We start from the raw sequence: 24,850 nt of genomic DNA, 5'->3' as shown, positions 1-24,850 counted from the left end.
GCGGGCGGTGCGAGGATGCACCCATGCCTACGACCACCCCCGCCGACGCCCAGGGCCTGTGCAACTTCGTGGATCTGTCGCCGTCGCCGTTCCACGTGTGCGCCACCGTCGCCGCCGCTCTCACCGACGCCGGCTTCACACAGCTCACCGAGACCGAGGTGTGGCCGAACGAGCCCGGCCGCTACTACCTGCTGCGGGGCGGTTCGCTGATCGCGTGGAGCACCGAAGGCGCCGACGGCGACCCCGCCCGCCCGTTCCGGATCGTCGGCGGCCACACCGACAGCCCCAACCTGCGGGTCAAGCAGCACCCGGACCTCGCCTCGGCGGGCTGGCAGCTGGTCGGCCTCGAACCGTACGGGGGAGCCTGGCTGAACTCGTGGCTGGACCGCGATCTCGGCATCTCCGGCCGGCTCACCGTGCGGACCGGCAGCGGGGCCGAGGACGTCCTCGTGCGCGTCGACCGGCCGATCCTCCGGGTCCCGCAACTCGCCATCCACCTGTCGGAGGACCGCAAGGGCGTGCAACTGGATCCGCAGCGCCACGTCAATGCCGTGTGGGGAGTGGGCACCGCGCCACGGTCCTTCCTCGCCTTCCTCGCGGAGGCCGTCGAGGTCGAGGCCGACGCGATCCTGGGCTGGGAGCTGATGACCCACGATCTCGCCCCGTCCACCCTGATCGGGGCGGATGCGGACCTGCTCAGCGCGCCGCGCCTGGACAACCAGGGCACGTGCTACGCCGGGACCGCGGCGCTGCTCGCGGCCGTCGGCCACGTCGCCGAGAACGGTGGTCCGGTGCCGTTGCTCGCGCTGTTCGACCACGAGGAGGTCGGCAGCATGTCCGACCGCGGGGCCTTCTCCGACCTGCTGAACACCGTGCTCGAACGGGTCGTGCTGGCCCGGGGCGGCGGCCGCGAGGACTTCCTCCGGACGATGGCCGGCTCGGTGGTGGCCTCCGGCGACATGGCTCATGCCACCCACCCGAACTACCCCGACCGCCACGAGCCTGCCCACCGCATCGCGGTGAACGGCGGCCCCGTGCTCAAGGTCAACCAGAACCTGCGCTACGCCACCGACGCCGCCGGTGCCGCTGCCTTCGCGCTCGCCTGCGAGCAGGCCGGAGTGCCGTTGCAGCGCTACGTGCATCGCGCCGACCTGCCGTGCGGTTCGACGATCGGCCCCATCACCGCCTCCCGGACCGGACTGACGACCGTCGACGTCGGGGCCCCGCAGCTCGCAATGCACTCGGCGCGCGAACTGATGGGAACGAAGGACGTCACCGCATACGCCCGCGCGCTCGAGGCGTTCCTCACTCCGTCCAACTGACCGGCACGGTGCGGCATCCGGTGCCAGACTGAGGGGACAACACGCCCGAGCGCGAACGGTGGTGATCCTGTGACCGGCCCGTCGTTCCCCGACCATCTGCTGACCCTCGCCGAATGGGCGGAACTGCCCGAGTACGAACAGTTCCACGTCGAGGTCTGCGACGGGGTCCTGTCGGCGTCGCCGCGGCCCGGGTACCTGCACCAGCACGTCGCGTTCGGGCTGGTCGCCCAGCTCGCCGATCAGCTGCCGAAGGAGCTTGCCGTACTCGGCGACGTGGAGGTGCTGCTCACCGAGACCCCGCTGACGGTGCGCTGCCCGGACGGCATCGTCGTCGACCGGGCACTGGTGGACGACGATCCGGACCGTGCGACAGCGGCCGACGTCCGGCTGGTGGTGGAGGTCATGACCGAGGGCACCGTCCGCACCGATCGGGTCACCAAGTTCTCCGAGTACGCCGAGGCCCGTATCCCCGTGTACTGGATGATCGACCTCGTCGAGCCCGCGACACTCGGGGTGTTCGTGCTCGACGACGGGTGGTACCGCTACGACGGGGAGTACACGGGGAAGGTGACGCTCCAGGCCGCGGGGCACCGGGTGAGCGTGGACCTCGACGCCTTGACGGCGGTGCGGCCGCCGCAGCGGTCCGCACCGGTGGACGGCGCCGGGCGTGCGCCCGGATAGACTGGCCGCGGCAGCGCGCGCCCGGCCTGCCGTTTCGATCCCAGAGTGAAGGGACCCGACGCCCAGTGTCACCGCAGGTGGATACCGTCACCCACGCCGCCGAAACCCCCGAAGTCGCCCAGCCCTTCCGCGAGCTGGGACTGAAGGACGACGAATACGCCCGCATCCGGGAGATCCTGGGCCGTCGTCCCACGGATGCCGAGCTGGCCATGTACTCGGTGATGTGGTCCGAGCACTGCTCCTACAAGTCCTCCAAGGTGCACCTGCGGTACTTCGGGGAGACCACCACCGACGAGATGCGGGCCTCGATGCTCGCGGGCATCGGTGAGAACGCCGGCGTCGTCGACATCGGCGACGGCTGGGCGGTCACCTTCAAGGTCGAGTCCCACAATCATCCGTCCTACGTCGAGCCGTACCAGGGCGCCGCGACGGGTGTCGGCGGCATCGTCCGCGACATCATGGCGATGGGCGCGCGTCCGATCGCGGTCATGGACCAGCTGCGCTTCGGCGCCGCGGACGCGCCCGACACCCGGCGCGTCGTCGACGGCGTGGTCCGCGGTATCGGTGGTTACGGCAACTCCCTCGGCCTGCCCAACGTCGGCGGCGAAACCGTCTTCGACGCCTCCTATGCCGGCAACCCGCTCGTCAATGCGCTGTGTGCCGGAGCGATGCGCAAGGAGGACCTGCACCTGGCGTTCGCGTCCGGCACAGGCAACAAGATCATCCTGTTCGGCGCGCGCACGGGCCTCGACGGCATCGGCGGCGTGTCCGTCCTGGCGTCGGAGACCTTCGAGGGTGACGAATCCGGTTCCGGACACGAAGCCGAAGGCGACGCCGGCCCCTCGAAGTCCCGCAAGAAGCTGCCGGCGGTGCAGGTGGGCGATCCGTTCACCGAGAAGGTGCTCATCGAGTGCTGCCTCGACCTCTACCGCGAGAAGCTCGTCGTCGGCATCCAGGACCTCGGCGGCGCCGGCCTCGCCTGCGCGACCTCCGAGCTGGCCGCCGCCGGCGACGGCGGCATGCACGTCGCGCTCGAGCGGGTCCCGATGCGCGCGACCGGCATGACCCCCGCCGAGGTGCTCTCGAGCGAGTCCCAGGAGCGCATGTGCGCCGTCGTCGCGCCCGAGAACGTCGACGAGTTCATGGCCGTGTGCAAGAAGTGGGACGTGCTGGCCACCGTCATCGGCGAGGTCACCGACGGGGACCGGCTCGAGATCACCTGGCACGGTGAGACCGTCGTCGACGTGCCGCCGCGCACCGTCGCGCACGAGGGCCCGGTGTACCACCGCCCGGTGCAGCGCCCGGACTCGCAGGACGCGCTCGTCGCGGACACCACCGCGGGGCTGAAGCGGCCGCAGACGCCCGACGAGCTGAAGGCGACCCTGCTGAAGATGATCGGCTCGCCGCAGCTGTGCAGCCGCAAGTGGATCACCGAGCAGTACGACCGCTACGTGCGGGGCAACACGGTGCTCGCCGAGCACGCGGACGCGGGCGTGATCCGCGTCGACGAGCAGACCGGCCGCGGGATCGCGCTGGCCACCGACGCCTCGGGCCGATACACCCAGCTCGACCCGTACGCCGGGGCGCAGCTCGCCCTCGCCGAGGCCTACCGCAACGTCGCCGTCACCGGTGCCACCCCGAAGGCCGTGTCCAACTGCCTGAACTTCGGTTCGCCCGAGGATCCGGGTGTGATGTGGCAGTTCCAGCAGGCCGTGCGCGGTCTCGCGGACGGGTGCGCCCAGCTCGGCATTCCCGTCACCGGCGGCAACGTCAGCTTCTACAACCAGACCGGGGCCACCCCGATCCTGCCGACCCCGGTCGTCGCCGTGCTCGGCGTGATCGACGACGTGCACCGCCGCATCCCCACCGGTCTCGGCCTCGAGCCGGGTGAGACGCTCATCCTGCTGGGGGAGACCCGCGACGAGTTCGACGGTTCGATCTGGGCGCAGGTCGTGCACGATCACCTCGGTGGCGTGCCGCCGAAGGTCGACCTCGAGCGGGAGCGGCTGCTCGCCGAGATCCTCACCGCCGCCTCGCGCGACGGCCTGGTCTCCGCCGCCCACGACCTGTCCGAGGGGGGTCTCGCGCAGGCGGTCGTCGAGGCCGCGCTGGCCGGCGAGACCGGCTGCCGGATCCTGTTGCCGGAGGACGCGGATCCGTTCGTGACCCTGTTCTCCGAGTCCGCCGGCCGGGTGCTGGTGGCGGTGCCGCGCACCGAGGAGACCCGCTTCACCGGCATGTGCACGGCGCGCAACATGCCGTGGGTACGGATCGGGGTCGTCGACGAGGGCTCCGACTCCGTCGAGGTGCAGGGTCTGTTCTCGGTCACGACGGCCGAACTGCGCGAGGTCTACGAGGGCACACTTCCGGCACTGTTCGGGTGAGCGATGGTCGGTTCCCAGGTCGATCGGCTGGCGTCGATAGAGGCCCGGCAGGGCCGGATCATCGACGCGGTCACCGAATTCGGTGACCGTCACCCCCACACCGCCCAGGTGTGGGGGGCGCTGAGCCTGGATTTCACCGGCATCGCCTTCGCGGGCCTGTTCTTCTGCTGGTCGCTGACTCCGTCGCTGCTGCCTCGCGACTGGTTGTTCCAGGGCCTCGTCGGCGGCATCAACGTCGCCATCGGCTACGGGGTGGGATGTGCCGTCGGCTGGGTCGGCAATCGGTTGCTGACGAAGCGGCCGTGGTGGCCGCCGCCGTTGCCCGTGTTGCGGGCGATCAAGGTGGCGGTCCCGGTCGCCGTCGTGCTCGCGTCGCTGGTAGCGCTCGTGTTCGCGTCGCGACAGCAACGTCAGCTGGCCGCGCTGATGAACGCCGAGGGCACCACGACCAGCGGGTATCTGCGGACCCTGGCGCTCGCCGCCGCCGTCGCACTCACCCTGATCGCCACCTGGCGCGGACTGCGTGAACTCGCGGGGATCGTCGCGTGGCAGTTGGTGCGGCGCCTGCGCATGCCGCCCGGGGCGGCGCGCTCGCTCGGGGCGCTGCTGGTGGTGCTGGTGGTGTTCATGCTCATCGACGGCGTGCTGGCCCGAGGCGCCTACGCGGGGCTCAACTGGGTGTTCGGCATCCAGAACGACGAGACCCGGCCGGGAGTCACGCAGCCGCTCGTGCCCGAGAAGTCCGGGAGCCCCGAGTCGTTCGCGGCGTGGGACACGCTCGGCTACCAGGGGCGCGACTTCGTCGGCCGAGGTCTCGACGCCGCCGAGCTGACCGCGATCAACGGTGCCCCGGCCCGGGAACCGATCCGGGTCTACTCCGGATTCGAGACCGCCGACACCCCCGAGGCGCGTGCCGACGTCGTGATCGACGAGCTCGAACGCACCGACGCGTTCGACCGCGAGGTGCTCGTGATCATCCCGACCACCGGAACGGGGTGGGTCAATCCGACTGCGGCGATGATGATGGAACTCGTCCACAACGGCGACGTCGCCCTCGTCGCGTGGCAGTACTCGTACATGCCGAGCTGGATCTCCTTCCTTGCCGATCGTGAGAAGGCCGCCGCCGCGGGCGACATGCTGATCGACCGGGTCTACAACCGGTGGCTCGCCCAGTCCGCCGAGCATCGGCCGAAACTGTACGTGTACGGGGAGAGCCTCGGAACTCAGTCGGGGGAGGGCGCTTTCGGCACGGTCGCCGCGATCCGTGACACCGTCGACGGCGTCCTGTGGGTCGGCCCGCCCAACTCGAACCGCCTGTGGCGCCAGCTCGTCGACCGCCGCGACCCGGGTACGACCGAGGTCGAACCGGTGTACGCGGACGGCCTGGTGGTGCGCTTCGCCGACGACCGCGAGTCGATCGGGGAGCCCGACACCCCATGGCTGTTCCCCCGGATCCTGTACCTGCAGCACGCGTCCGATCCGGTGGTGTGGTGGTCCCCGGACCTGATCTTCAGCCGGCCGGACTGGCTGTCCGAACCGCCCGGCCCAGACCGGCTTCCGCAGATGCGCTGGTTCCCGTTCGTGACCTTCTGGCAGGTCTCGGCGGACCTGACCAACGCCGCCGGGGTGCCCGACGGGCACGGTCACAACTACGGCACCACGGTGCTCGACGGCTGGATCGCGGTCACTGCGCCCGCCGGCTGGACCGAGGCCGACACCGAGCGGGTGCGGTTCGCGCTGACCGTCATCGACGATCTGCAGGGACCGGAGAAGTGAGCCGGCCGGGACGGATTTACCGCCGGCCGTGGCTCGGTCCGGCGGTCGCCGCGGCGGTCGTGGGCTGGGGCGCGGTGCTTCCGGCCACCCGGCTCGGGCCGCGCGGGCGCGCCGTGCTGTCGGCGACCGTCGGCACGGCCGCGGTGTTCGCGGCCCGGGCCGCGGGCGTCGAGCGGGGAATGCTGGGACTGGATCCGCGGCATCTCGTGTCCGGCGCGCGGTGGGGTCTGGCCGCCGCCGCCGTCCCGCTGGCCGCCTACGGAGTCATGCTCGCCGTCCCGTCGCTGCGGGTCCGGCTCGTCGACGAAGCCCGCGCCGAACGCGAGGACTTCTACGAATGGGTGGGGCTGCACATTCCGTTCGGCACCGTCGCCGCCGAGGAGCTGCTGTTCCGCAGCGTTCTCGCGGCCCTGCTCGGTCCGGGCACGGCGGCGTCGGGTCTGCACGCGGCGGCGTTCGGGCTGTGGCATGTGCAGCCCGCGCGGGACGCCGGTCACCACGTGCTCGGCACCGTGCTCGTCACCGGACTCTCGGCGGTGGTCTTCGACCGGCTGCGCCGTCGCAGCGGCAGCGTCCTCGCACCCGCCCTGCTGCACCTGGCGCTCAACGTCGGCGGGGCCGTGGCGGTGCGGCTGGCGGGGCTGCCGTCCGAGGAGGGCGACGCCGCCCGGCGTAGCTAGGCTGGCTCGCCGTGGCACCGCGCAAACCCGTCGACCCCGCCGAGCTCCGCGCCGCCGTCCTGCGAGTCGGTCCGTGGCTGCGGGACGAGACGGTCGATGCACCGGCCCGCGCCGACCTCGCGACGGCGGTGCGCCTGACCGCTCGCGCTCTGGAGCAGGCGGCGCCCGGATCCAGCGTCGAGGTGCGGGTGCCGCCGTTCGTGGCGGTGCAGTGCATCGAGGGGCCCCGCCACACCCGGGGGACCCCGCCCAACGTCGTCGAAACCGGCCCGCGGACGTGGCTGCGGCTGGTCACGGGTCTCGTCGATTTCGCCGACGCCGCCGCCGCGGGATCGCTGGACGCGTCCGGTAGCCGTGCGGGGGAGATCGCGCACTGGATGCCGCTGCTGCGGTTGTGAGACGGAACGGCTGCGCACGACGGAGGAGGCCCCGGTGACGGTCGGAGCGGGGCACCGTCGGCCGACCCGTAGAATGGCCTTGCCTCTCTTTTGTCCAGCCCCCAGGGAGCACCCCGGTGACCAGTGCCGATCTGTCGGTTCACACACGTAATCTCCTCTCAGCCGAGGAACCCGAGAACGAACCTCGTGAGGAGTGCGGAGTCTTCGGAGTCTGGGCTCCGGGCGAGGATGTGTCCAAGCTCACGTACTACGGCCTCTATGCGTTGCAGCACCGGGGGCAGGAGGCGGCCGGTATCGCCGTCGCCGACGGCTCCCAGGTGCTGGTGTTCAAGGATCTCGGGCTGGTGAGCCAGGTCTTCGACGAGCAGACCCTCGCCGCCATGTCCGGCCACATCGCGATCGGGCACTGTCGCTACTCCACCACCGGGTCGACCACCTGGGAGAACGCCCAGCCGATCTTCCGCACGACCGCGGCCGGCACCGGCGTCGCCCTCGGTCACAACGGCAATCTGGTGAACACCGCCGAACTCGCCCAGCGCGCCCGGGAGCTGGGCCTCGGCGACGATCGGCGGGCGGTCACGGCCACCACCGACTCCGACATCGTCGGCGCGCTGCTCGCGCACGCCGCTGCCGACAGCACGGTCGAGCAGGCGGCCCTCGAGTTGCTGCCGACCCTGCGCGGTGCCTTCTGCCTGACCTTCATGGACGAGCACACGCTCTACGCGGCGCGCGACCCGTGGGGAATCCGGCCGCTGTGCCTGGGCCGCCTGGACCGCGGCTGGGTCGTGGCCAGCGAGACCGCCGCGCTCGACATCGTCGGCGCGTCCTTCGTGCGCGACATCGAGCCCGGCGAGCTGCTCGCCATCGACGCCGACGGCGTCCGCTCGAGCCGCTTCGCGAACCCGGAGCCCAAGGGCTGCGTGTTCGAGTACGTCTACCTCGCTCGTCCGGACTCGACGATCGCGGGCCGCTCGGTGCATGCCACTCGCGTCGAGATCGGCCGGCGACTGGCCAAGGAACACCCGGTCGACGCGGACCTGGTCATTCCGGTGCCGGAGTCGGGCACTCCCGCCGCCGTCGGCTACGCCCAGGGCTCGGGGATTCCCTACGGCCAGGGCCTGATGAAGAACGCCTATGTGGGCCGCACCTTCATCCAGCCGAGCCAGACCATCCGCCAGCTCGGTATCCGGCTCAAGCTCAATCCGCTGCGCGAGGTCATCCGCGGCAAGCGACTCGTCGTGGTCGACGACTCGATCGTGCGTGGCAACACCCAGCGGGCCCTGATCCGGATGCTCCGCGAGGCCGGTGCGCTCGAGATCCACGTGCGGATCGCGTCGCCGCCGGTGAAGTGGCCGTGCTTCTACGGCATCGACTTCGCATCCCCGGCCGAGCTGATCGCCAACGGCGGCGGCACCCGCGACGTCTCCGAGCGGACCGGGCACGACTTCGACGAGATGGTGGAGATGGTGCGCCGCTCGGTCGGCGCGGACTCCCTCGGCTACATCTCGATCGACGGGATGATCGGCGCCACCGAGCAGCCCGCCTCGCGCCTGTGCGCCGCATGCTTCGACGGGCACTACCCGATCGCGCTCCCGAAGGAGCACGCCGTCGGGAAGAACGTGCTCGAAGGGATGCTCGGCGGGGCTGCGGGGGCCACGCCGGTGCTCGACAACGACAACGCGGACGCCCTGAGCCGTCCCTAGACCCGTCCGCCGTCGCAAGGACGGCGGCCCCGGTTTCGCGTCGTCGCGCGTCGGCGGTCCGGCCCGGTCGGGTACCTTGAGGTGCGCGATCGGCGGGCTTCGGCGTGCGTCCGCGCGCCCGGCAGCGATGCCGATACACCTGTTCACCACAACTCGAGGCTGGAGCCGACAACCCATGACCGAGGACACAACCCCCGGAGCTTCCTACGCAGCGGCGGGCGTGGACATCGAGGCCGGCGATCGAGCCGTCGAACTGTTCGCGCCGCACGCGAAGAAGGCGACCCGCCCGGAGGTGCTCGGCGGCCTCGGCGGATTCGCGGGGCTGTTCGCGCTCAAGGGCGACTACAAGGAACCGCTGCTCGCGGCGTCCACCGACGGGGTCGGCACCAAACTGGCGGTGGCGCAGGCTCTCGACAAGCACGACACCGTCGGCCTCGACCTCGTGGCGATGGTCGTCGACGACCTGGTGGTCTGCGGCGCCGAGCCGCTCTTCCTGCAGGACTACATCGCGGTCGGTCGCGTGGTGCCCGAGCGGGTGGCCGAGATCGTCGGCGGCATCGCGGCGGGCTGCGTCCAGGCCGGCTGCGCCCTGCTCGGCGGCGAGACCGCCGAGCATCCCGGCGTGATGGCCGACGGGGACTACGACCTGTCCGCCACGGGCGTCGGCGTCGTCGAGGCCGACCGGCTGCTCGGGCCCGACCGGGTGCGCCCGGGCGACGTGGTGATCGCCATGGGTTCGTCGGGGCTGCACTCGAACGGATACTCGCTGGCGCGCAAGGTCCTTCTCGACATCGGCAAGATGAGCCTGACGGCGCACGTCGACGAGTTCAGCCGCAGCCTCGGCGAGGAACTGCTCGAGCCGACCCGGATCTACGCGAAGGACTGCCTCGCGCTCGCCGCCGAAACCGAGGTCCGCACGTTCTGCCACGTCACCGGCGGAGGGCTCGCAGGCAACCTGGCCCGGGTGATGCCGAAGGGACTCGTCGCCGAACTCGACCGGACCACGTGGAGCCCGGCCCCGGTGTTCGGGCTCATCGCCCAGCGCGGCCGCGTCGAGCGGACCGAGATGGAGAAGACCTTCAACATGGGCGTCGGCATGGTCGCGATCGTCGCGCCCGAGGACGTCGACCGGGCCCTCGCGGTGCTCACCGCGCGCCACATCGACTGCTGGACGCTCGGTACCGTGCGCAAGTCTCAGGACCAGGACGACGTGCGGGCCGTGCTGGTGGGCGACCACCCGCGGTTCTGAGCCGGCGGCGGTCAGCCGATACCGGAAACGGATCCGACACCGGACACGCATCGCACCGATACGCGCAGCGCCCGGGCCGTGCAGGACGGCCCGGGCGCTGCGCGTCGTGGTGACGAAGTTTTCCGGATCGCCTCACCTGCCGGCCGGGTTTCGCAGCGGTGTGCGAGATCCGGACGGCGAGGAGGGTGCCAGCGAAGGGGGGAGTCGGTGGTCCGACTCCCCCCTCCTGTGCGTGAGGCTCGGGTCAGCGACGCCAGTCGTCGTCGTAGTCGTCGTCCCAAGGGGAACGACCGTCCGGTCCGGAACGCTGGTCTGCGAAGACCTCGTCCCGGTGCGAGTTGGGTGTACCGCCAGACAATTCCCGCTGGAGGCTCTCGAAGTCGGTGGCCGGTGAGCTGTACTTGAGCTCCCGTGCAACCTTGGTCTGCTTTGCCTTAGCCCGGCCGCGGCCCATGGCTAACCCCCTCGCGCCTTGACGGGGCGGCCTGGGGAATTTGGCGGCCCCGGTTAATTGAGTATTTTCCTGGCCACCACTCTAGCGTGGAAAAGTCGGTTCCGCCTCCACACACCGGGTGGCGGCGGTGTCCGATTGGTCTCACCCGCAGGCGACCTGGGCAAATGCGGTCACGAGGGAGCGTTCAGAGCACTCCGGGGATAGCCCGGACCGTGCCGACCCGGATGCCACCGCCGAGCACCGGCTGCGACGCGAGCTCCGCGTGCTCCTCGGACCACGTCACCCCGAGGTGGTGGAGCAGGGCGGCGGTGAGGGGAAGACGGGCCCGCTCGTGGCCGTCGTCGATCTTCAGTGCGAACGCGGTGCCGTCCGGCAGGGCACCCGCGTGCACGCCGTCCGCCCCGGCCTTGCACAGCAGTCCCGGCACCGCGGGCATCAGCCGGGCGTCGTCCTTGCCGGTGCCCGAGACGAGGTGCGGATGACTCCGGATCGCATCGGCCACGGCCCGTTCCGGCGTCCCGGCCCCGGCAGTCGCGAGCCGCGAATAGGCCCGGGCGAGATTGAACAGGGGCAGCGGCACGATCGGCAGGCCGCACCCGTCGATGCCGAGATCGGTGTCCTCGACGTCGCCCGCGAGTTCGAGGATCGTCTCGGTCACGGCCTGCTGCAGCGGATGGGCGGAGTCGAGGTAGCCCGGCTCGTCCGAACCGGCGCGGACGGGCCAGCCGTTCGCGGCGCACGCCGCGAGCATCGCGGCGTGCTTGCCGGAGCAGTTCATGTACACCGTCCGCCGAGGGTGACCGGCGGCGACGATCGTCGCCCGGGCCGGTTCGCTGCCGGGCAGGTCAGGCGGGCACTGCAGGTCGTCCTCGGTGAATCCGTGCGCGGCGAGCAGTGCCTCCACCAGCCGGACGTGCCCAGCCTCGCCCTCGTGCGAGGCCGTCGCGATCGCCAGCTCCTCCGTCGAGCGCGGCACGAAACCCTGCCGCAGCAGCGCCACCGCCTGCAGCGGCTTGTTCGACGACCGCGGATAGATCGGCGTGTGGATCTCGCCCAGTGCGAGCCGCACCTCACCGTCCGGGTCGAGCACGACCAGCGAGCCGCGGTGCACGCATTCGCGGAACCCCGATCGCACCACTTCCACGAGTTCGACGCTCAATACTCCACCTGCACCTCTCGTCCGGCGACTCGTCTGCGAGCCTTGTCGGCGACACTAGGGGACAGGTCGTCCTGCTGCGCGAGCATCTCCGCGATTCGCGCCGGGTCCCGGCCGGTGAACAGATCCCGCACGGTCACTCCGTGCTCGGGTACGTGCACGACGAAGATCCCGTCGCCCGCCTCCACCGGGCCCTCGGCGAGCACCTTCAGATAGGCCCCGGTGTCGCCGCGCGCGGCGAACCGCCGCACCCAGCCCGGTTCCTGCGCCCACACCCCGAACGTGCCGCACGGCGTGCGCGGCCCGGTGACCTCGAGGAGCAGACCGCCCGCGCCGATCCGCCAGCGCTCGCCGATCACCGCATCCGACGTGGCGATCTTGTTCACACGCAGGTTCTCGCCGAACCACCCCGCGGGCAGTTCACGGCCGAGCTCGTCGGCCCAGCGACGTGCCTCGTCCTCGGCGTACGCGTAGACCGCCTTGTGGCGACCGCCGTGATGGGCGGTGTCGCACTGCCGGTCGCCGGCCAGTCCGAGGGGCCGGACCTGCACGGGTCCGGCCACGGGACGCTTGTCGATGGCCGTGTGCGGGACACGGCGGGTGCCGCTGTCGCGGACGGTGTGCACCACGCAGACCGCCTCGACCCGACCGGTCGGCGGGTTCGGGTGGCTCACCGCCCCCGGAGCCGTTCCACGGCGAGCCGGCCGGCCTGCACGGTGGCGTCGTCGGGGACCGAGTCCGGATCGATCGCCGCGGCGCAGGGCCCGGCGACGAGGGCCGTGCCGACGGGCACGTTCCGCTTGATCAGAGCCAGCGCGACGGGGCCGAGCTCGAAGTGGTCGACCACGGTGCCCAGACGCCCGACGGCGCGGCCGTCGGCGGTCACCGGGTCGCCGGGTTCGGGCCGGCCCTCGGCGGAGCCGTCGAGGTGCAGCAGGACGAGATGCCGGGGCGGCTTGCCGAGATTGTGCACCCGCGCGACGGTCTCCTGCCCCCGGTAGCAGCCCTTGTCGAGATGGACGGCGCCGTGCTCGGCCGGGCCGCCGATCCAGCGGGCCTCGTGCGGGATGGTGCGCTCGTCGGTGTCGAGACCGATCCGCGGGCGCAGCGCGACGACGCGCAGCGCCTCGAACGCCCAGGTTCCTGCCGGGCGGGCCCCGGCGTCGACCAGGGCCGTGAACACGTCGGTGAGCTGCTCGCGGGGGACGAGCAGGTCCCAGGCGTCGTCGGTGGGCCAGGGCATGCGCCGGACGAGCCCGCCGCCGGGCAGGGCGACCGCGGCGTAGCCGTCGGCGGGCAGGGCGTCGATGCCCAGCGCGGCCAGGACGGGGGCATCGCCGGCGTGCGGACCGAGCAGGCTCAGCACGGCCATCTCGTTGCCGTCCCGCGGCTCGGCCTTGGACCAGAACACCATTCTGGTGAGGAACGTCAGCAGGTCCGGCCCGCGCTGCGGTTCGGTGTCGATCCAGGTGACGCCGTTCAGGTCGGTCTGTACGAAGTGGTGCTCGACGCGGCCCTGCGCATCGAGGCTGAGGTTCTCCGCCGAGGCGCCGTCGGGCAGCTGCGCGACGTGCTGGCTGGAGATGGTGTGGAGCCAGCTCAGGCGTTCCTCGCCGGAAATCGCGACGACGAATCGGGTCGAGCGGTCGACGACGGCCACGCCGGTGAGGGCGGCGCGTTGTTCGCCGAACGGATCGCCGTAGTGCCAGGGCAGTCCCGTGTCCGGGGTGCCGGCCGGTGCGGGAACGGCACCGGGACGAGCGAGAAGTGGGCTGTCGGTCACGAAGGGAGTGTCGGCCACGACACCCAGTCTAGGAGCGCGGGTCTGTGCCCGGCGGAATGGATAGGGTGTGCGCATGGCTGAGCGGGTGCTGGTGACGCTGGACGGCGAGGTTCGGGACGCGGATGTGCCGCTGCTGCACGCGGACGACATCGGGGTGCTGCGGGGCGACGGGGTGTTCGAGACGCTCCTCGTGCGCGGCGGGCGGGCGCGGACCGTCGAGCAGCACCTGAGCCGGCTCGTGTCCTCCGCCGCGGCGGCGGGGCTGCCGGCGCCCCAGCGCGAGGACTGGCGGCTGGCGATCGACGTCGCGGTCGACCAGTGGGGCGCGGAGCGGGAGGGGGCGTTGCGCCTGGTGTACACCCGCGGCCGGGAGGGCGGCAGCGAGCCGACCGCGTTCCTGTTGCTGACCCCGGTGGCCGAACGGGTGTACAAGGCCCGCGCGGACGGCGTGTCCGTGGTGACGCTCGAACGCGGTTACTCGGTGGATCTCGCGTCGAAGGCGCCGTGGCAGCTGCTCGGGGCCAAGACCCTGTCCTACGCGACGAACATGGCGGCGCTGCGGCATGCCGAGTCTCTGGGCGCCGACGATGTGATCTACATCAGCAGCGAGGGTTTCGTGTTGGAAGGGCCACGTTCGTCGGTGCTCGTCGCGCGCGGGCGCACGCTGATCACCCCGCCGCCGGAGCAGGGAATCCTGCCCGGCACCACCCAGCAGGCGCTGTTCGACGTCGCGGGCGACCACAACTTCGTGGTGCGGTACGAGCCGGTCCGTCCTGCGGATCTCGTTGTGGCAGATGGTGTCTGGCTGGTCTCGAGCGTCGCGCTGGCGGCGCGGGTGCACACCCTGGACGGGCACGATCTGTCCCGGCGGTCCCTGGTCGGCGAGGTCGAGGCCCTGGTGGACGCCGCGGTCGAGTGAGGGCCGGATCCCCCGTCGCGGAGCACGCGATCGCGGGGATGTGTCGGTCGACACCGTCGACGGTCCTGTCCACCTCTACTACTGTGGGTAGTAACAAGGTCGCCGACGCGTGCGGCGGATGGTCCCTTGTGCACAGAGTCCGAGGCCCCGAGCCCGCGCCCCGGACTCGGAGCCTGTCCCTGGGCGTCACCTCGGAGTAGCCATGGATGTGTTGGACCTGTCCCGGTGGCAGTTCGGCATCACCACCGTCTATCACTTCATCCTCGTCCCGCTGACCATCGGTCTCGCCCCGCTCATCGCGATCATGCAGACCATGTGGGTGGTCACGAAGAAGGACCACTGGTACCGCCTGACGAAGTTCTTCGGCAAGCTCTTCCTCATCAACTTCGCCCTCGGCGTGGCCACCGGCATCGTCCAGGAATTCCAGTTCGGCATGAACTGGAGCGAATACTCCCGCTTCGTCGGGGACGTCTTCGGCGCCCCGCTGGCGCTCGAGGGCCTGGTGGCGTTCTTCCTCGAATCGACCTTCCTCGGCCTGTGGATCTTCGGCTGGGGGCGGCTGCCGAAACTGGTCCACCTGGCGACGATCTGGCTGGTCGCGATCGGCGTGAACGCCTCCGCGTACTTCATCATCTCGGCCAACTCGTTCATGCAGCACCCCGTCGGTGCGACGTACAACCCCGAGACCGGGCGTGCCGAGCTGACGAGCATCTGGGAACTGCTGACCAACAACACCGCGCTCGCAGCATTCCCGCACACCGTCGCCGGGGCGTTCCTCACCGCCGGCACGTTCGTCGCGGGCATCGCCGGCTGGTGGATGGTGCGCAACATGCGCCGCGCCGCGCAGGCCGAGCCGGTCGAAGCCGACCGGCTCGAAGGCGAGGCCCGCGGCATGTTCCGGCCCGCCGCCCGGCTCGGCATGCTCGTGATGATCGTCTCCGGTGTCGCGCTCTTCGTCAGCGGCGACATCCAGGCGAAGCTCATGTTCGAACAGCAGCCGATGAAGATGGCGTCCGCGGAGTCGTTGTGCCACACCGAGACCGACCCCAAGTTCTCGGTCCTGACGATCGGTACCCACAACAACTGCGACGGTGTCATCCATGTCCTCGAGGTGCCGTACGTGCTGCCGTACCTCGCGCAGGGCGAGTTCACCGACGTCACCCTGCAGGGCGTCGAAGACCTGCAGGACCAGTACGAGCAGCAGTTCGGCCCCGGCAACTACCGCCCCAACCTGTTCGTCACCTACTGGTCGTTCCGCGCCATGATCGGCTTGGCCGCCGGGTCGGCCGCGCTGGCCGTCGCCGGGCTGTGGGTGACCCGCCGCGGCCGCGTCCCCGATCAGAAGTGGTTCGGGCGGCTGAGCATCCTCGCCATCCCCACGCCGTTCCTGGCCAACAGCGCCGGCTGGATCTTCACCGAGATGGGCCGCCAGCCGTGGGTCGTGCACCCCAATCCGACCGGCGTGGACATGATCCGGCTCACCGTCGACCAGGGCGTGTCGAACAACTCGGCCGGCATGGTGATCGCCTCGCTGGTGGCCTTCACCGTCGTCTACGGCGCGCTCGGCGTCGTGTGGTTCTGGCTGATCCGGCGGTACACCATCGAGGGCCCGCTGCCGCACGACGCCCACCCGCCGGGTGAGCACGACGACGAACCCGACGACACCGGCCGGCCCAAGCAGCTGTCCTTCGCGTACTAGGAGATCGGTCATGGGACTTCAAGAGGTCTGGTTCGTCCTGATCGCGGTGCTGTTCACCGGGTACTTCGTGCTCGAGGGCTTCGACTTCGGTGTCGGCATGCTGATGCCGGTGCTCGGACGTGGCCGCACCGAGACGGCCGACACCCGCCGCCGGGTGCTGCTCAACACCATCGGGCCGGTGTGGGACGGCAACGAGGTGTGGTTGCTGACCGCGGGCGGCGCGATGTTCGCCGCGTTCCCCGAGTGGTACGCCACCCTGTTCTCCGGGTTCTACCTGCCGCTGCTGCTGATCCTGCTCGGGCTCATCGTTCGGGTCGTGGCGATCGAGTACCGCGGCAAGATCGACGACCCCACCTGGCGGCGGCGCTGCGACTGGGGCATCGTCTTCGGCTCCTGGGTGCCGGCCGTGTTGTGGGGCGTGGCGTTCGCGAACATCGTCCGCGGCGTCGCCATCGACGAGAACAAGCAGTACATCGGCGGCTTCTTCGACCTGCTGAACCCGTACGCGCTGCTCGGTGGTGCCACCACCGCACTGGTGTTCGCGCTGCACGGCGCGGTCTTCATCGCCCTGAAGTCCGCCGACGAGGTGCGCGAGGACGCCGTGACCCTCGCCGCCCGTCTCGCCGTTCCGGCGGTCGTCGTGGCCGGCGCCTTCGTGCTGTGGACGCAACTCGCCTACGGCAAGACCTGGACGTGGCTCCTCGTCGGCGCCGCGGCGGCCGCGCTGCTCGCCGTCGTCGCTCTCACGCGCGCGGAACGCGAAGGGTGGGCCTTCGTGTTCACCACCGTCGCCATCGTCGGCACCGTCGTCCTGCTGTTCGGTTCACTGTTCCCGAACGTCATGCCGTCCACACTCGGCGACACCCTGTCGCTGACGATCGAGAACGCGTCGTCGAGTCCGTACACACTGAAGGTCATGACATGGGCGGCGGTGATCGTCACGCCGGTGGTCCTGATCTACCAGGGCTGGACGTACTGGGTGTTCCGTCAGCGCATCTCCACCAAGCACATCCCGAAGTCCATCGGCCTGTCGCTCGGGGCGAAATGACCGCGCCCGCCGACGCCGCGGTGCGTCCGTTCGGCTCCACTCCCGGAGCGGCGGATGCGCCCCGGCGTCGCGGGCCGATCGACCCGCGGCTGTGGCGCTACTCCGCCACCGCACGCGGCTATCTGGCGCTCACCCTCGTCACGGCCGCGATCGACGTCGCGATGATCGTCGTGTCCGCACTCGCGATCGGCGCGGTCCTCGCGGGGGTGCTCACCACCGGCACCACGGAACTCGGGGAATGGCGGACCGAATTGCTGGTCCTGGCCGGGGCCGTCACCGTGCGCACCCTGGTCACGTGGGTGCAGTCCCGGTTCGCGCACCGTTCGGCGAGCCGGGTCGTCGCCGAACTCGAGCACGAGGTGCTCGCGGCGGCGACCCGGTTGCCGCCGCGGGAACTCGAACCACGCCGCGACGAGATCGCCACGGTGCTCACCCGCGGGCTCGGCGGGCTGTCGGAGTACCTCACCGGATACGTGCCGGCACTGCTGCTCGCCGTCACACTCACCCCGGTCACCGTGGTGGTCATCGCGTTCCAGGACCTCACCTCGGCGATCATCGTCGTCGTGACATTGCCGCTCATCCCGGCGTTCATGATCCTCATCGGACTGCTGACCAAGGGCCGGGCCGACCGCACGCTGCGGACCATGACGACGCTCTCGGCCCAACTGCTCGACCTGATCGCCGGTCTGCCCACGCTGCGTGCGCTCGGCCGGGAACAGGGCCCGGCGCAGAAGGTGCGCGAGCTCGGCGACGACCACCGCCGCACCACCATGTCGGCGCTGCGCGTGGCGTTCCTGTCCGGGACGGTGCTCGAATGGCTCGCCACCCTGTCCGTCGCGCTGATCGCAGTCGGGATCGGTCTGCGCCTCGTCTACGGGGACATGGCACTCGAGGCGGGCATCGTCGCGCTGATCCTCGCCCCCGAGGCGTACCTGCCGCTGCGTACGGTGGGCGCGAAGTTCCACGCCGCCGAGGACGGCAAGGCGGCCGCCGAACGCGCCTTCGCGATCCTCGACCGTGCGTCCGCCGCCCCGTCGGACACCGCCGGTGCCGGATTCGATGCGACCTCGGCCGAACTGACGTTGTCGGGTCTGAGTGTCGCGAGCCGCGACGGATACGCCCCGTACCGGCTCGATGCCGTGTGCCGGCCGGGTGCCGTGACCGTGCTGACCGGGGCGAACGGTTCCGGCAAGTCGACGGCCCTGCTCGCCGTCCTCGGTCTCGCGGAGCCGGCGGAAGGGCGCGTCGAGGCCGGTGGCCGTCCCGTGACAGCCGACGACGCGTGGTGGGAGCAGGTGGCATGGCTGCCCCAGCGGCCCGTGCTGCTGCCCGGCACGCTGGTGGACAACTTGCGCCTCACCGGCGTGGACCCCACCACCGATGGGATCGAAGATATTTGTGCGGCAACAGGATTCGACGAAGTGCTCGATGCGTTGCCCAGCGGCTGGGACACCGTCGTCGGCGCCGAGGGCAGCGGACTGTCGCTCGGGCAGCGGCAACGGCTCGCCCTCGTCCGCACCCTTGCCGCGGATCGGTCCGTGCTGCTGCTGGACGAGCCCACCGCCCACCTCGACGACGCAACCGAGGCCACGGTTCTGGCGACGGTGCGGGAACTGGCGCGTCGCGGACGCACCGTGGTGATCGTGGCGCACCGCCCCAGCATCCTGGCGATCGCCGACTCCGTCATCCCAGTCGTCTCCGACAGGGACGCGGCCTTCGGCACGGGGGAGCGGTGATGAACGACCTGCGCCGCGCCATGGCGCTGCTCGAACTGCGCCCCGGGCGGGTCGTCGCCGCCGTCGCCGCCGGCGTCGCCACCCTGGGCAGCGCCCTCGCGCTCGCCGGCCTGTCGGCCTGGCTGATCATCCGGGCGTGGCAGATGCCCCCGGTGCTCGACCTGACGGTCGCCGTCGTCGCCGTCCGGGCCCTGGGCATCTCCCGCGGGCTGTTCCGCTACCTCGAGCGAATCGCGAGCCACGACACCGCCCTGCGGGGAACCACCGCCGCTCGCACCCGGGTCTACCGGCGCCTCGCCGACGGCGACCCGGTGGCCTCCGCCGGCCTGCGCCGCGGGGACCTGCTCGCCCGCACCGGGGCCGACGTCGACGCCCTCGGGGACGTGGTGGTGCGGGCGCTGGTGCCCATCGCCGTCGCCGTGGTCCTCGGACTCGCCGCCGTCGGCTGGCTCGCGCTGATCTCCCCACCCGCCGCGGCGATCCTCGCCGTCGCGTTGCTCGTCACCGGCCTCGCGGCGCCCTGGGTGTCCGCCCGTGCCGCGGCCCGCGCCGAAGCCGACAGTGCCGCCGCCCGCCTCCGGTTCTCCCGCGACGCGGTCACCGCACTCGACCACGCCGCAGAACTGCGGGTAGCGGGCCTGCTCCCGCAGGCCGTCGGCCGGGCCCGCCGCGCCGGTGTGGACGCGGTGCGGGCCACCGACCGCGCGGCCGTCCCCGCGGCGTACGCGGAAGCCGCCGTCCCGCTCTCCGTCGGTGCGAGCGTTCTCGGGGCGTTGCTCGTCGGCATCACGCTCTTCGCCGACGGGGGTGCGAGTCCGATGTCCCTCGGGATCCTCGTGCTGCTGCCCCTGTCCGCGTTCGAAGCCACCGCGGCGCTGCCCGGCGCTGCCGTCACCCTCACCCGCGCCCGGATCGCGGCCCACCGCATCGTCGACCTGCTCGACCGTGCCGATCGGCCGGTGCCGCACGGCGCCCGGCCCGTCGCAGAACCGTGCCACCTGCGTGCCGCCGACCTGCGCAGCGGCTGGCCCGGTGGCCCCGACTCCGGGCCTCTCACGCTCGATCTGCCACCCGGCGCGCGCGTCGCCGTCGTCGGGAGCAGCGGCAGCGGCAAGACCAGCACGCTGATGACCCTCGCGGGGCTGCTCGAGCCCGTCGCCGGGACGGTCACCCTCGACGGTGTGCCGCTCGCCGAACTCGAGCCGGCAGCCCTGCGGCGGACGGTGGGATTCTTCGCCGAGGACGCCCACCTGTTCGAGACGTCCGTACTCGAGAACCTGCGGGTGGCCCGCGGCGACCTCACCGAGGCCGAGGCGCTGGACGTGCTCGGCGACGTCGGGCTGGGGGAGTGGGTGGCCGGCCTGCCTGAAGGGCTGCACAGCACGCTCGTCGGCGGTGCGCGCGCCGTCTCCGGCGGCCAGCGGCGCCGGTTGCTGCTCGCTCGGGCCCTGGTGTCCCCCGCACGGGTGCTGCTGCTCGACGAACCCACCGAGCACCTCGACGCCGCGGACGGCGCACAGCTGCAACGACTGCTGCTGGACCGGGACGCCGGCTTCGTCGCATCCGAGCGCACCGTCGTCGTGGTCACCCACCAGCTGCCCGGCGACACGGCGGCCGACCTCGTCGTTCGCCTGAGGAAAAATTCGTTGCCCGCGGTCTGAGCGGCGCGTACTTTCGGGCGTACACGAGAAAGGAGGTGGTCTGAATTGAAGTATCGGACACGTGAGGTGGCTGCGCGCTAGCCGCTGTCATCGACGACGGGATTGTCGACCGCGCAGCGGCCGGCGAATACCACGCAGTCACCCGGCCCCCGAGCCATCCGGTCCGTCCGACCGGAATCCGCCGACCAGGCGTCCGCGGAGAACGGCTCGGGGGCCGTTTGCGTGTCCGGCACGGTGTGTGAACGCGCGGTTCGGGGTACCCCTGTCCGCGGTAGGCGTCGCGTACACCTCGCCACCGGAACGAAAGGGTGTCCTCATGCTCGAGCGAGCCCACGGCCTGTTGCGCCTTCGTACGTCGCCCGGGGTGTTCTTCGCCTCGGCGCTGATCGCCCTCGTGTTCGTCGTCGTGACGATCGCGTTCACCACGGCTGTCGACAACCTGTTCAGCTCCGTCTCGGGCTGGATCATGACGAACCTGGGCTGGTTCTACATCCTGGGGGTGTCCACCTTCCTGGTCTTCCTGGTCGGCCTCGCGTTCACGCACTACGGCCGGGTGCGGCTCGGCGGCGACGACGACCGGCCCGAACACTCCACTCCGGCGTGGTTCGGAATGCTGTTCGCCGCCGGCATCGGCACGATCCTGATGTTCTGGGGCGTGGCCGAACCGATCTCCCATTTCGCGAACCCGCCGATGCAGGACGTCGAACCGGGGTCCGCGGCCGCCGCCACCGAGGCCATCGGCTTCACGCTCTACCACTTCGGGTTGCACACCTGGACGATCTTCGCGCTCCCCGGCCTGTGCTTCGGGTACTTCATCTACAAGCGGAAGCTGCCACCCCGGGTCAGTTCCATCTTCGCCCCGATTCTCGGTGGCCGGATCTACGGTCCGATCGGCAAGACCATCGACGTGATCGCGATCGTGGGCACCGTGTTCGGCGTGGCCACGTCGGTGGGGCTGGGGACTCTACAGGTCAACGCGGGTCTGGCCGAGCTGTTCGGCCTCCCCGAGAACGGTCTCGTCCAGATCGTCCTGATCGCGGTGGTCACCGTGGCGGCGGGAACGTCGGTGGCGCTCGGTCTCGATCGCGGCATCAAGCGGCTGTCGAACCTCAACATCGGCATGGCCGTCGCCCTGCTGGCCTTCGTCCTCGTCACCGGACCCAGCCTGTTCCTGCTCAAGGGCATGATCGAGTCCGTCGGCATCTACGGGAGCATGCTGCCGCGGCTCGCGTTCTGGAACGACACGTTCGGCGACACCGGCTGGCAGAACACCTGGACCGTCTTCTACTGGGCGTGGACCATCACGTGGGCGCCGTTCGTCGGGATCTTCATCGCCCGCATCTCGCGTGGCCGCACCATCCGTGAGTTCGTCGCCGGTGTGCTCGGACTGCCGGTGCTGTTCTCGGTGATCTGGTTCAGCGTGTTCGGAATGGCCTCGTTCGACATCGAGCTGAACGGCTCGGGTGGTCTCGCCGACCGGGTCGTCGGCGACGGCGACATCCCCGGCGCCCTGTTCGAGTTCCTCGGCAACTTCCCGTGGGCCGGCGTCATGTCGTTCTTCGCCGTGGTGATCGTGGTGATCTTCTTCATCACCTCGGTCGACTCCGCCGCGATGGTCCTGGACATGATGGCCGCCGGCAACGAGGGACGGGTGCCGCTGCACCAGCGCCTGTTCTGGGCGGTCCTGATGGGGCTCGTCGCCGCGACCATGCTCGTGGCCACCGGGAAGGACGGTCTCGACGCGCTGCAGCAGGTCATCACGGTGATCGGATTGCCGTTCTTCGTGATCGGCTTCGTGATGATGTACAGCCTCGTCAGGGGGATCCGCGACGACCTCGGGGAGCGGGCCGAACCGGTGACCCGGCAGTGGAGCCGGGTGCGCACCGCCGAGGAACTCGAGGCCGCCGAGCAGCGGCCCGCTCCGGAGCCCGTCGTGATCACCCGGGCCGTGCCGGATCCGGACGACGAGCCCGGCAACGGTGCGCATTCCCCGGCGCGGGGATCAATCCGGGAAGATCAACCGATGTAGCGAGCGAGCCGCGCGGACATGTGCGGCTGCAGGTCCCCGTCCGCGGTGACCCGTTCCTCGACGTAGGCGAGGTCGCCGCCCTCGACGATGCCGTACAGGCGCTTGGCGCCGCCGACCACCTCGCCGGACTGGCTGCGGATCACCACGTCGGTCGCCAGTTCCCAGGACGACTGGGTCAGAGCGGTGCCGTAGTACAGCTCGACGACGCCGGAGCTGTGGTTCAGGAGCAGCTCGAGGGTTTCCGGATCCTCGCTGCCGGGCGCGCCGGTGCCGGCGACCCGCCAGAAGCCGCTCTCCCGGCGATCCGGACCGCTGTAGGCGCCCTCCTCGTCGAGGCGCCACGAACGGGCCTCCCACACGAGGTAGTTGCCGCCGTCGTGGGTGACCACGATCTGCTGGCCGAAGCGGTAGTCGCCGGTGCGGGGGTCGTTACCCTCGCCTTCACCCCGCCACACACCCACCATGGGCAGCAGCGCCAGCAGCTCCGGATGCATGTCCGGGCCGAGGCGCAGATTCGCGGTGTCCTCGGGGACGGGTAGGCCGCTCAGGATCGGGACGTTCTTGTCGGCAGTCGCCTTCGCCCGTTCGAGGGCATCGGCGACGGCCTTGTCGCCGCTACCGCGGACGACTTCCCGTTCCTCACCGGACTCGGCACTCACGGCTGATCGGTCACCAGACGGTAGAGGACGTACACCGCGAACCACGTGATGAGCACGGCCGCCAGGACAAGGAGAGCTTCGAAGAAGATGACCACGGCCATATCCTAGACGGCGTCCGGAAAGCGCGGAAACCGACGTCCCCTCCGGGCGCGCGACGCGGCGCGCGGGATAGTACCGTGCACGGGGCCGGGCGGGCCCTTTCGCCCGGAAAGCCCGATTCGGAGGTCGTGTGCGCTCCATCCGTCTGCTGCTGCCGGTCGCCACGGTCCTCGTGGCCCTGTCCCTGACCCCGCCCGACGCGGCCGCCGTCCCCGGGGCGGGGTCGAACAGCGGTTCGTCCGGGCCCGCCGTCCATCCCGGCAACTACGCACTCGAGTGCCCCGACCTGCTGATCGTGGCGGTCTCCGGCGCCACCGACTCCGAGGCCGACCGCGACCCTGTGGTCGAGGAGTCGCGTCAGCTGTGGTCGAACTGGGTCGGCAACGTGACGGTCCCCGCCGGTGAGGCCACCGCGGACCGCCCGGGCACGATCGGCTGGATGTACGTCCCGTACCCGGCCACCTACGGTCTCGGCCTGTTCGAGGACGTGCCCACCTATCAGGATTCGGTGGCGGCGGGTGTCGCGTCCACCAACCGCATCCTCGACGAACGTAAGAGCGCGTGCGGGGAGCGCACCCGGTTCGCGCTCGTCGGATACAGCGTCGGCGCCGAGGTGATCGAACGGGTGACCCGCGAACTCGGGCACCGGCCCGACGACGCCCATGTCGCACCGGACGACATCGCCGGGGTGGTCCTCGTCGGTGACCCCTACCGTCCCGCGGGTGCCGACTCGCTCGGCGGGGCCGGTCCGCGCGGCGGCGGATTCATGTCCTCCGAGCCCGCCGACTACGGGGCGCTGGCCGACCGGGTGGTGTACTCGTGCCGGCGCTACGACGTGGCGTGCGACGCTCCCGAGGACATCGCGGTCCTCGAACTGGCCCTCGGCATGCTCGGGCAGATGCGGTTCACCCTGACGAACCCGATGCAGACCGTCGACGACCTGGGACGCACGGTGGCGGTGACGGCGGCCCGCGCCGCCGCGCACATCGTCACCCGGGACGACTGGTGGCAGTCCGACGAATCCCTCCTCGACGTGCTGCGCAAGGTCGTCGACAAGACCTACCCGGTGGATCCGAGCGCCGACGTGAGCCCCGAACGGCTGCGGGAGATCCGCGACTGGGCCGTCGGGCCGGGCCGGCCGATCGTGCTGGAGAAGTTGCGCGCCGAGGGGGCCGGTTTCGACGACGACAACAGCGGCATCGTCGACCTGTTCGTCGAGCCGTACATCCTGCTGGGCTTCGTCCAGCACATCGGCTACTGGAACACGAACCCGCACGATCCCTGGTACTCCGACAGTGAGCGGATCGTCGACTGGATCGTCGCGCTCGCCGAAGCCGAACGGGCGAGCGGACAACCGCAGAACTGACGAACGACGGCGGGGCCCGTTCCCACGAAGGGAACGGGCCCCGCCGGA

General features: G+C 70.9%; 20 protein-coding genes. 15 read left to right on the top strand and 5 right to left on the bottom strand.

Going from position 1 to position 24,850, the window contains the following annotated elements:
* Positions 1-23: 23 nt before the first annotated feature.
* From QYS60_RS08910 to purM, 8 genes are all read left to right on the top strand, one after another.
* Complete coding sequence (locus QYS60_RS08910; protein WP_289378178.1) at positions 24-1,322, top strand: M18 family aminopeptidase; 1,299 nt, start codon at positions 24-26, stop codon at positions 1,320-1,322.
* 69 nt (positions 1,323-1,391) lie between these two features.
* Positions 1,392-2,003, top strand: a complete 612-nt coding sequence (locus tag QYS60_RS08905; protein WP_289378177.1) for a Uma2 family endonuclease — start codon at positions 1,392-1,394, stop codon at positions 2,001-2,003.
* A gap of 65 nt (positions 2,004-2,068) precedes the next feature.
* Positions 2,069-4,387 carry a phosphoribosylformylglycinamidine synthase subunit PurL gene (purL, locus tag QYS60_RS08900; protein ID WP_371382939.1) on the top strand — a complete coding sequence of 773 codons (2,319 nt, stop codon included), beginning with the start codon at positions 2,069-2,071 and terminating at the stop codon, positions 4,385-4,387.
* A gap of 3 nt (positions 4,388-4,390) precedes the next feature.
* Positions 4,391-6,163, top strand: coding sequence for an alpha/beta-hydrolase family protein (locus tag QYS60_RS08895; RefSeq protein ID WP_003936533.1), 1,773 nt, complete (start codon positions 4,391-4,393; stop codon positions 6,161-6,163).
* Positions 6,160-6,843: a CPBP family intramembrane glutamic endopeptidase gene (locus QYS60_RS08890; protein ID WP_371382938.1), complete on the top strand. Its 684-nt coding sequence runs from the start codon at positions 6,160-6,162 to the stop codon at positions 6,841-6,843. Before QYS60_RS08895 ends, QYS60_RS08890 begins: the two co-directional genes overlap by 4 nt.
* An 11-nt stretch (positions 6,844-6,854) precedes the next feature.
* Positions 6,855-7,241, top strand: coding sequence for a sterol carrier family protein (locus QYS60_RS08885; RefSeq protein ID WP_371382937.1), 387 nt, complete (start codon positions 6,855-6,857; stop codon positions 7,239-7,241).
* A 116-nt stretch (positions 7,242-7,357) separates the two neighbouring features.
* The gene (purF, locus tag QYS60_RS08880; RefSeq protein WP_371382936.1) at positions 7,358-8,944 is read left to right on the top strand and encodes an amidophosphoribosyltransferase; all 1,587 of its coding nucleotides are present in this window, start codon (positions 7,358-7,360) and stop codon (positions 8,942-8,944) included.
* 175 nt (positions 8,945-9,119) lie between these two features.
* Entirely contained in the window at positions 9,120-10,193 is a 1,074-nt protein-coding gene (gene purM, locus QYS60_RS08875) for a phosphoribosylformylglycinamidine cyclo-ligase (protein WP_026137732.1), read from the top strand.
* 244 nt (positions 10,194-10,437) lie between these two features.
* Here the strand turns inward: purM and QYS60_RS08870 are convergent, their stop codons facing one another.
* The 4 genes from QYS60_RS08870 to QYS60_RS08855 all read right to left on the bottom strand — a co-directional run bounded on the left by QYS60_RS08870 (position 10,438) and on the right by QYS60_RS08855 (position 13,604).
* The gene (locus QYS60_RS08870; protein WP_003936528.1) at positions 10,438-10,647 is read right to left on the bottom strand and encodes a DUF3073 domain-containing protein; all 210 of its coding nucleotides are present in this window, start codon (positions 10,645-10,647) and stop codon (positions 10,438-10,440) included.
* Positions 10,648-10,831: 184 nt separating this feature from the next.
* A complete protein-coding gene (locus QYS60_RS08865) occupies positions 10,832-11,806 on the bottom strand; it encodes an asparaginase (protein ID WP_289378172.1) in 975 nt (324 codons plus the stop codon).
* Positions 11,803-12,477 (bottom strand): MOSC domain-containing protein, encoded by a 675-nt coding sequence (locus QYS60_RS08860; protein ID WP_054371112.1) that lies wholly within the window; start codon positions 12,475-12,477, stop codon positions 11,803-11,805. The genes QYS60_RS08865 and QYS60_RS08860 overlap by 4 nt, the downstream gene beginning before the upstream one ends.
* Positions 12,474-13,604 (bottom strand): folate-binding protein YgfZ, encoded by a 1,131-nt coding sequence (locus QYS60_RS08855; RefSeq protein ID WP_003936525.1) that lies wholly within the window; start codon positions 13,602-13,604, stop codon positions 12,474-12,476. The genes QYS60_RS08860 and QYS60_RS08855 overlap by 4 nt, the downstream gene beginning before the upstream one ends.
* 55 nt (positions 13,605-13,659) lie before the next feature.
* On the opposite strand from QYS60_RS08855, the gene QYS60_RS08850 reads away from it, so the two are divergent.
* The 6 genes from QYS60_RS08850 (at position 13,660) to QYS60_RS08825 (ending at position 22,678) form a co-directional block, all read left to right on the top strand.
* A complete protein-coding gene (locus QYS60_RS08850; protein ID WP_371382935.1) occupies positions 13,660-14,505 on the top strand; it encodes an aminodeoxychorismate lyase in 846 nt (281 codons plus the stop codon).
* A 202-nt stretch (positions 14,506-14,707) separates the two neighbouring features.
* Positions 14,708-16,204, top strand: coding sequence for a cytochrome ubiquinol oxidase subunit I (locus QYS60_RS08845; protein WP_003936523.1), 1,497 nt, complete (start codon positions 14,708-14,710; stop codon positions 16,202-16,204).
* A 10-nt stretch (positions 16,205-16,214) separates the two neighbouring features.
* Positions 16,215-17,252, top strand: coding sequence for a cytochrome d ubiquinol oxidase subunit II (cydB, locus tag QYS60_RS08840; RefSeq protein ID WP_289378170.1), 1,038 nt, complete (start codon positions 16,215-16,217; stop codon positions 17,250-17,252).
* Positions 17,249-18,988 (top strand): thiol reductant ABC exporter subunit CydD, encoded by a 1,740-nt coding sequence (cydD, locus tag QYS60_RS08835; RefSeq protein ID WP_371382934.1) that lies wholly within the window; start codon positions 17,249-17,251, stop codon positions 18,986-18,988. The genes cydB and cydD overlap by 4 nt, the downstream gene beginning before the upstream one ends.
* Positions 18,988-20,649, top strand: coding sequence for a thiol reductant ABC exporter subunit CydC (gene cydC, locus QYS60_RS08830; protein ID WP_371382933.1), 1,662 nt, complete (start codon positions 18,988-18,990; stop codon positions 20,647-20,649). Before cydD ends, cydC begins: the two co-directional genes overlap by 1 nt.
* A gap of 316 nt (positions 20,650-20,965) precedes the next feature.
* Complete coding sequence (locus tag QYS60_RS08825) at positions 20,966-22,678, top strand: BCCT family transporter (protein WP_289378167.1); 1,713 nt, start codon at positions 20,966-20,968, stop codon at positions 22,676-22,678.
* Here the strand turns inward: QYS60_RS08825 and QYS60_RS08820 are convergent.
* The gene (locus QYS60_RS08820) at positions 22,666-23,337 is read right to left on the bottom strand and encodes an FABP family protein (protein WP_003936518.1); all 672 of its coding nucleotides are present in this window, start codon (positions 23,335-23,337) and stop codon (positions 22,666-22,668) included. The two genes, QYS60_RS08825 and QYS60_RS08820, sit on opposite strands and share 13 nt — an antisense overlap.
* Before the next feature lie 229 nt (positions 23,338-23,566).
* On the opposite strand from QYS60_RS08820, the gene QYS60_RS08815 reads away from it, so the two are divergent.
* Entirely contained in the window at positions 23,567-24,802 is a 1,236-nt protein-coding gene (locus tag QYS60_RS08815; protein WP_371382932.1) for a cutinase family protein, read from the top strand.
* The last annotated feature ends 48 nt before the right edge of the window (positions 24,803-24,850 follow it).

Source organism: Rhodococcus sp. GXMU-t2271 (assembly GCF_041414735.1).
GTDB classification, from domain to species: Bacteria; Actinomycetota; Actinomycetes; order Mycobacteriales; family Mycobacteriaceae; genus Rhodococcus; species Rhodococcus indonesiensis.
The sequence above is the reverse complement of the archived record's forward strand: the minus strand, read 5'-3'. Positions and strand labels throughout refer to the sequence as shown.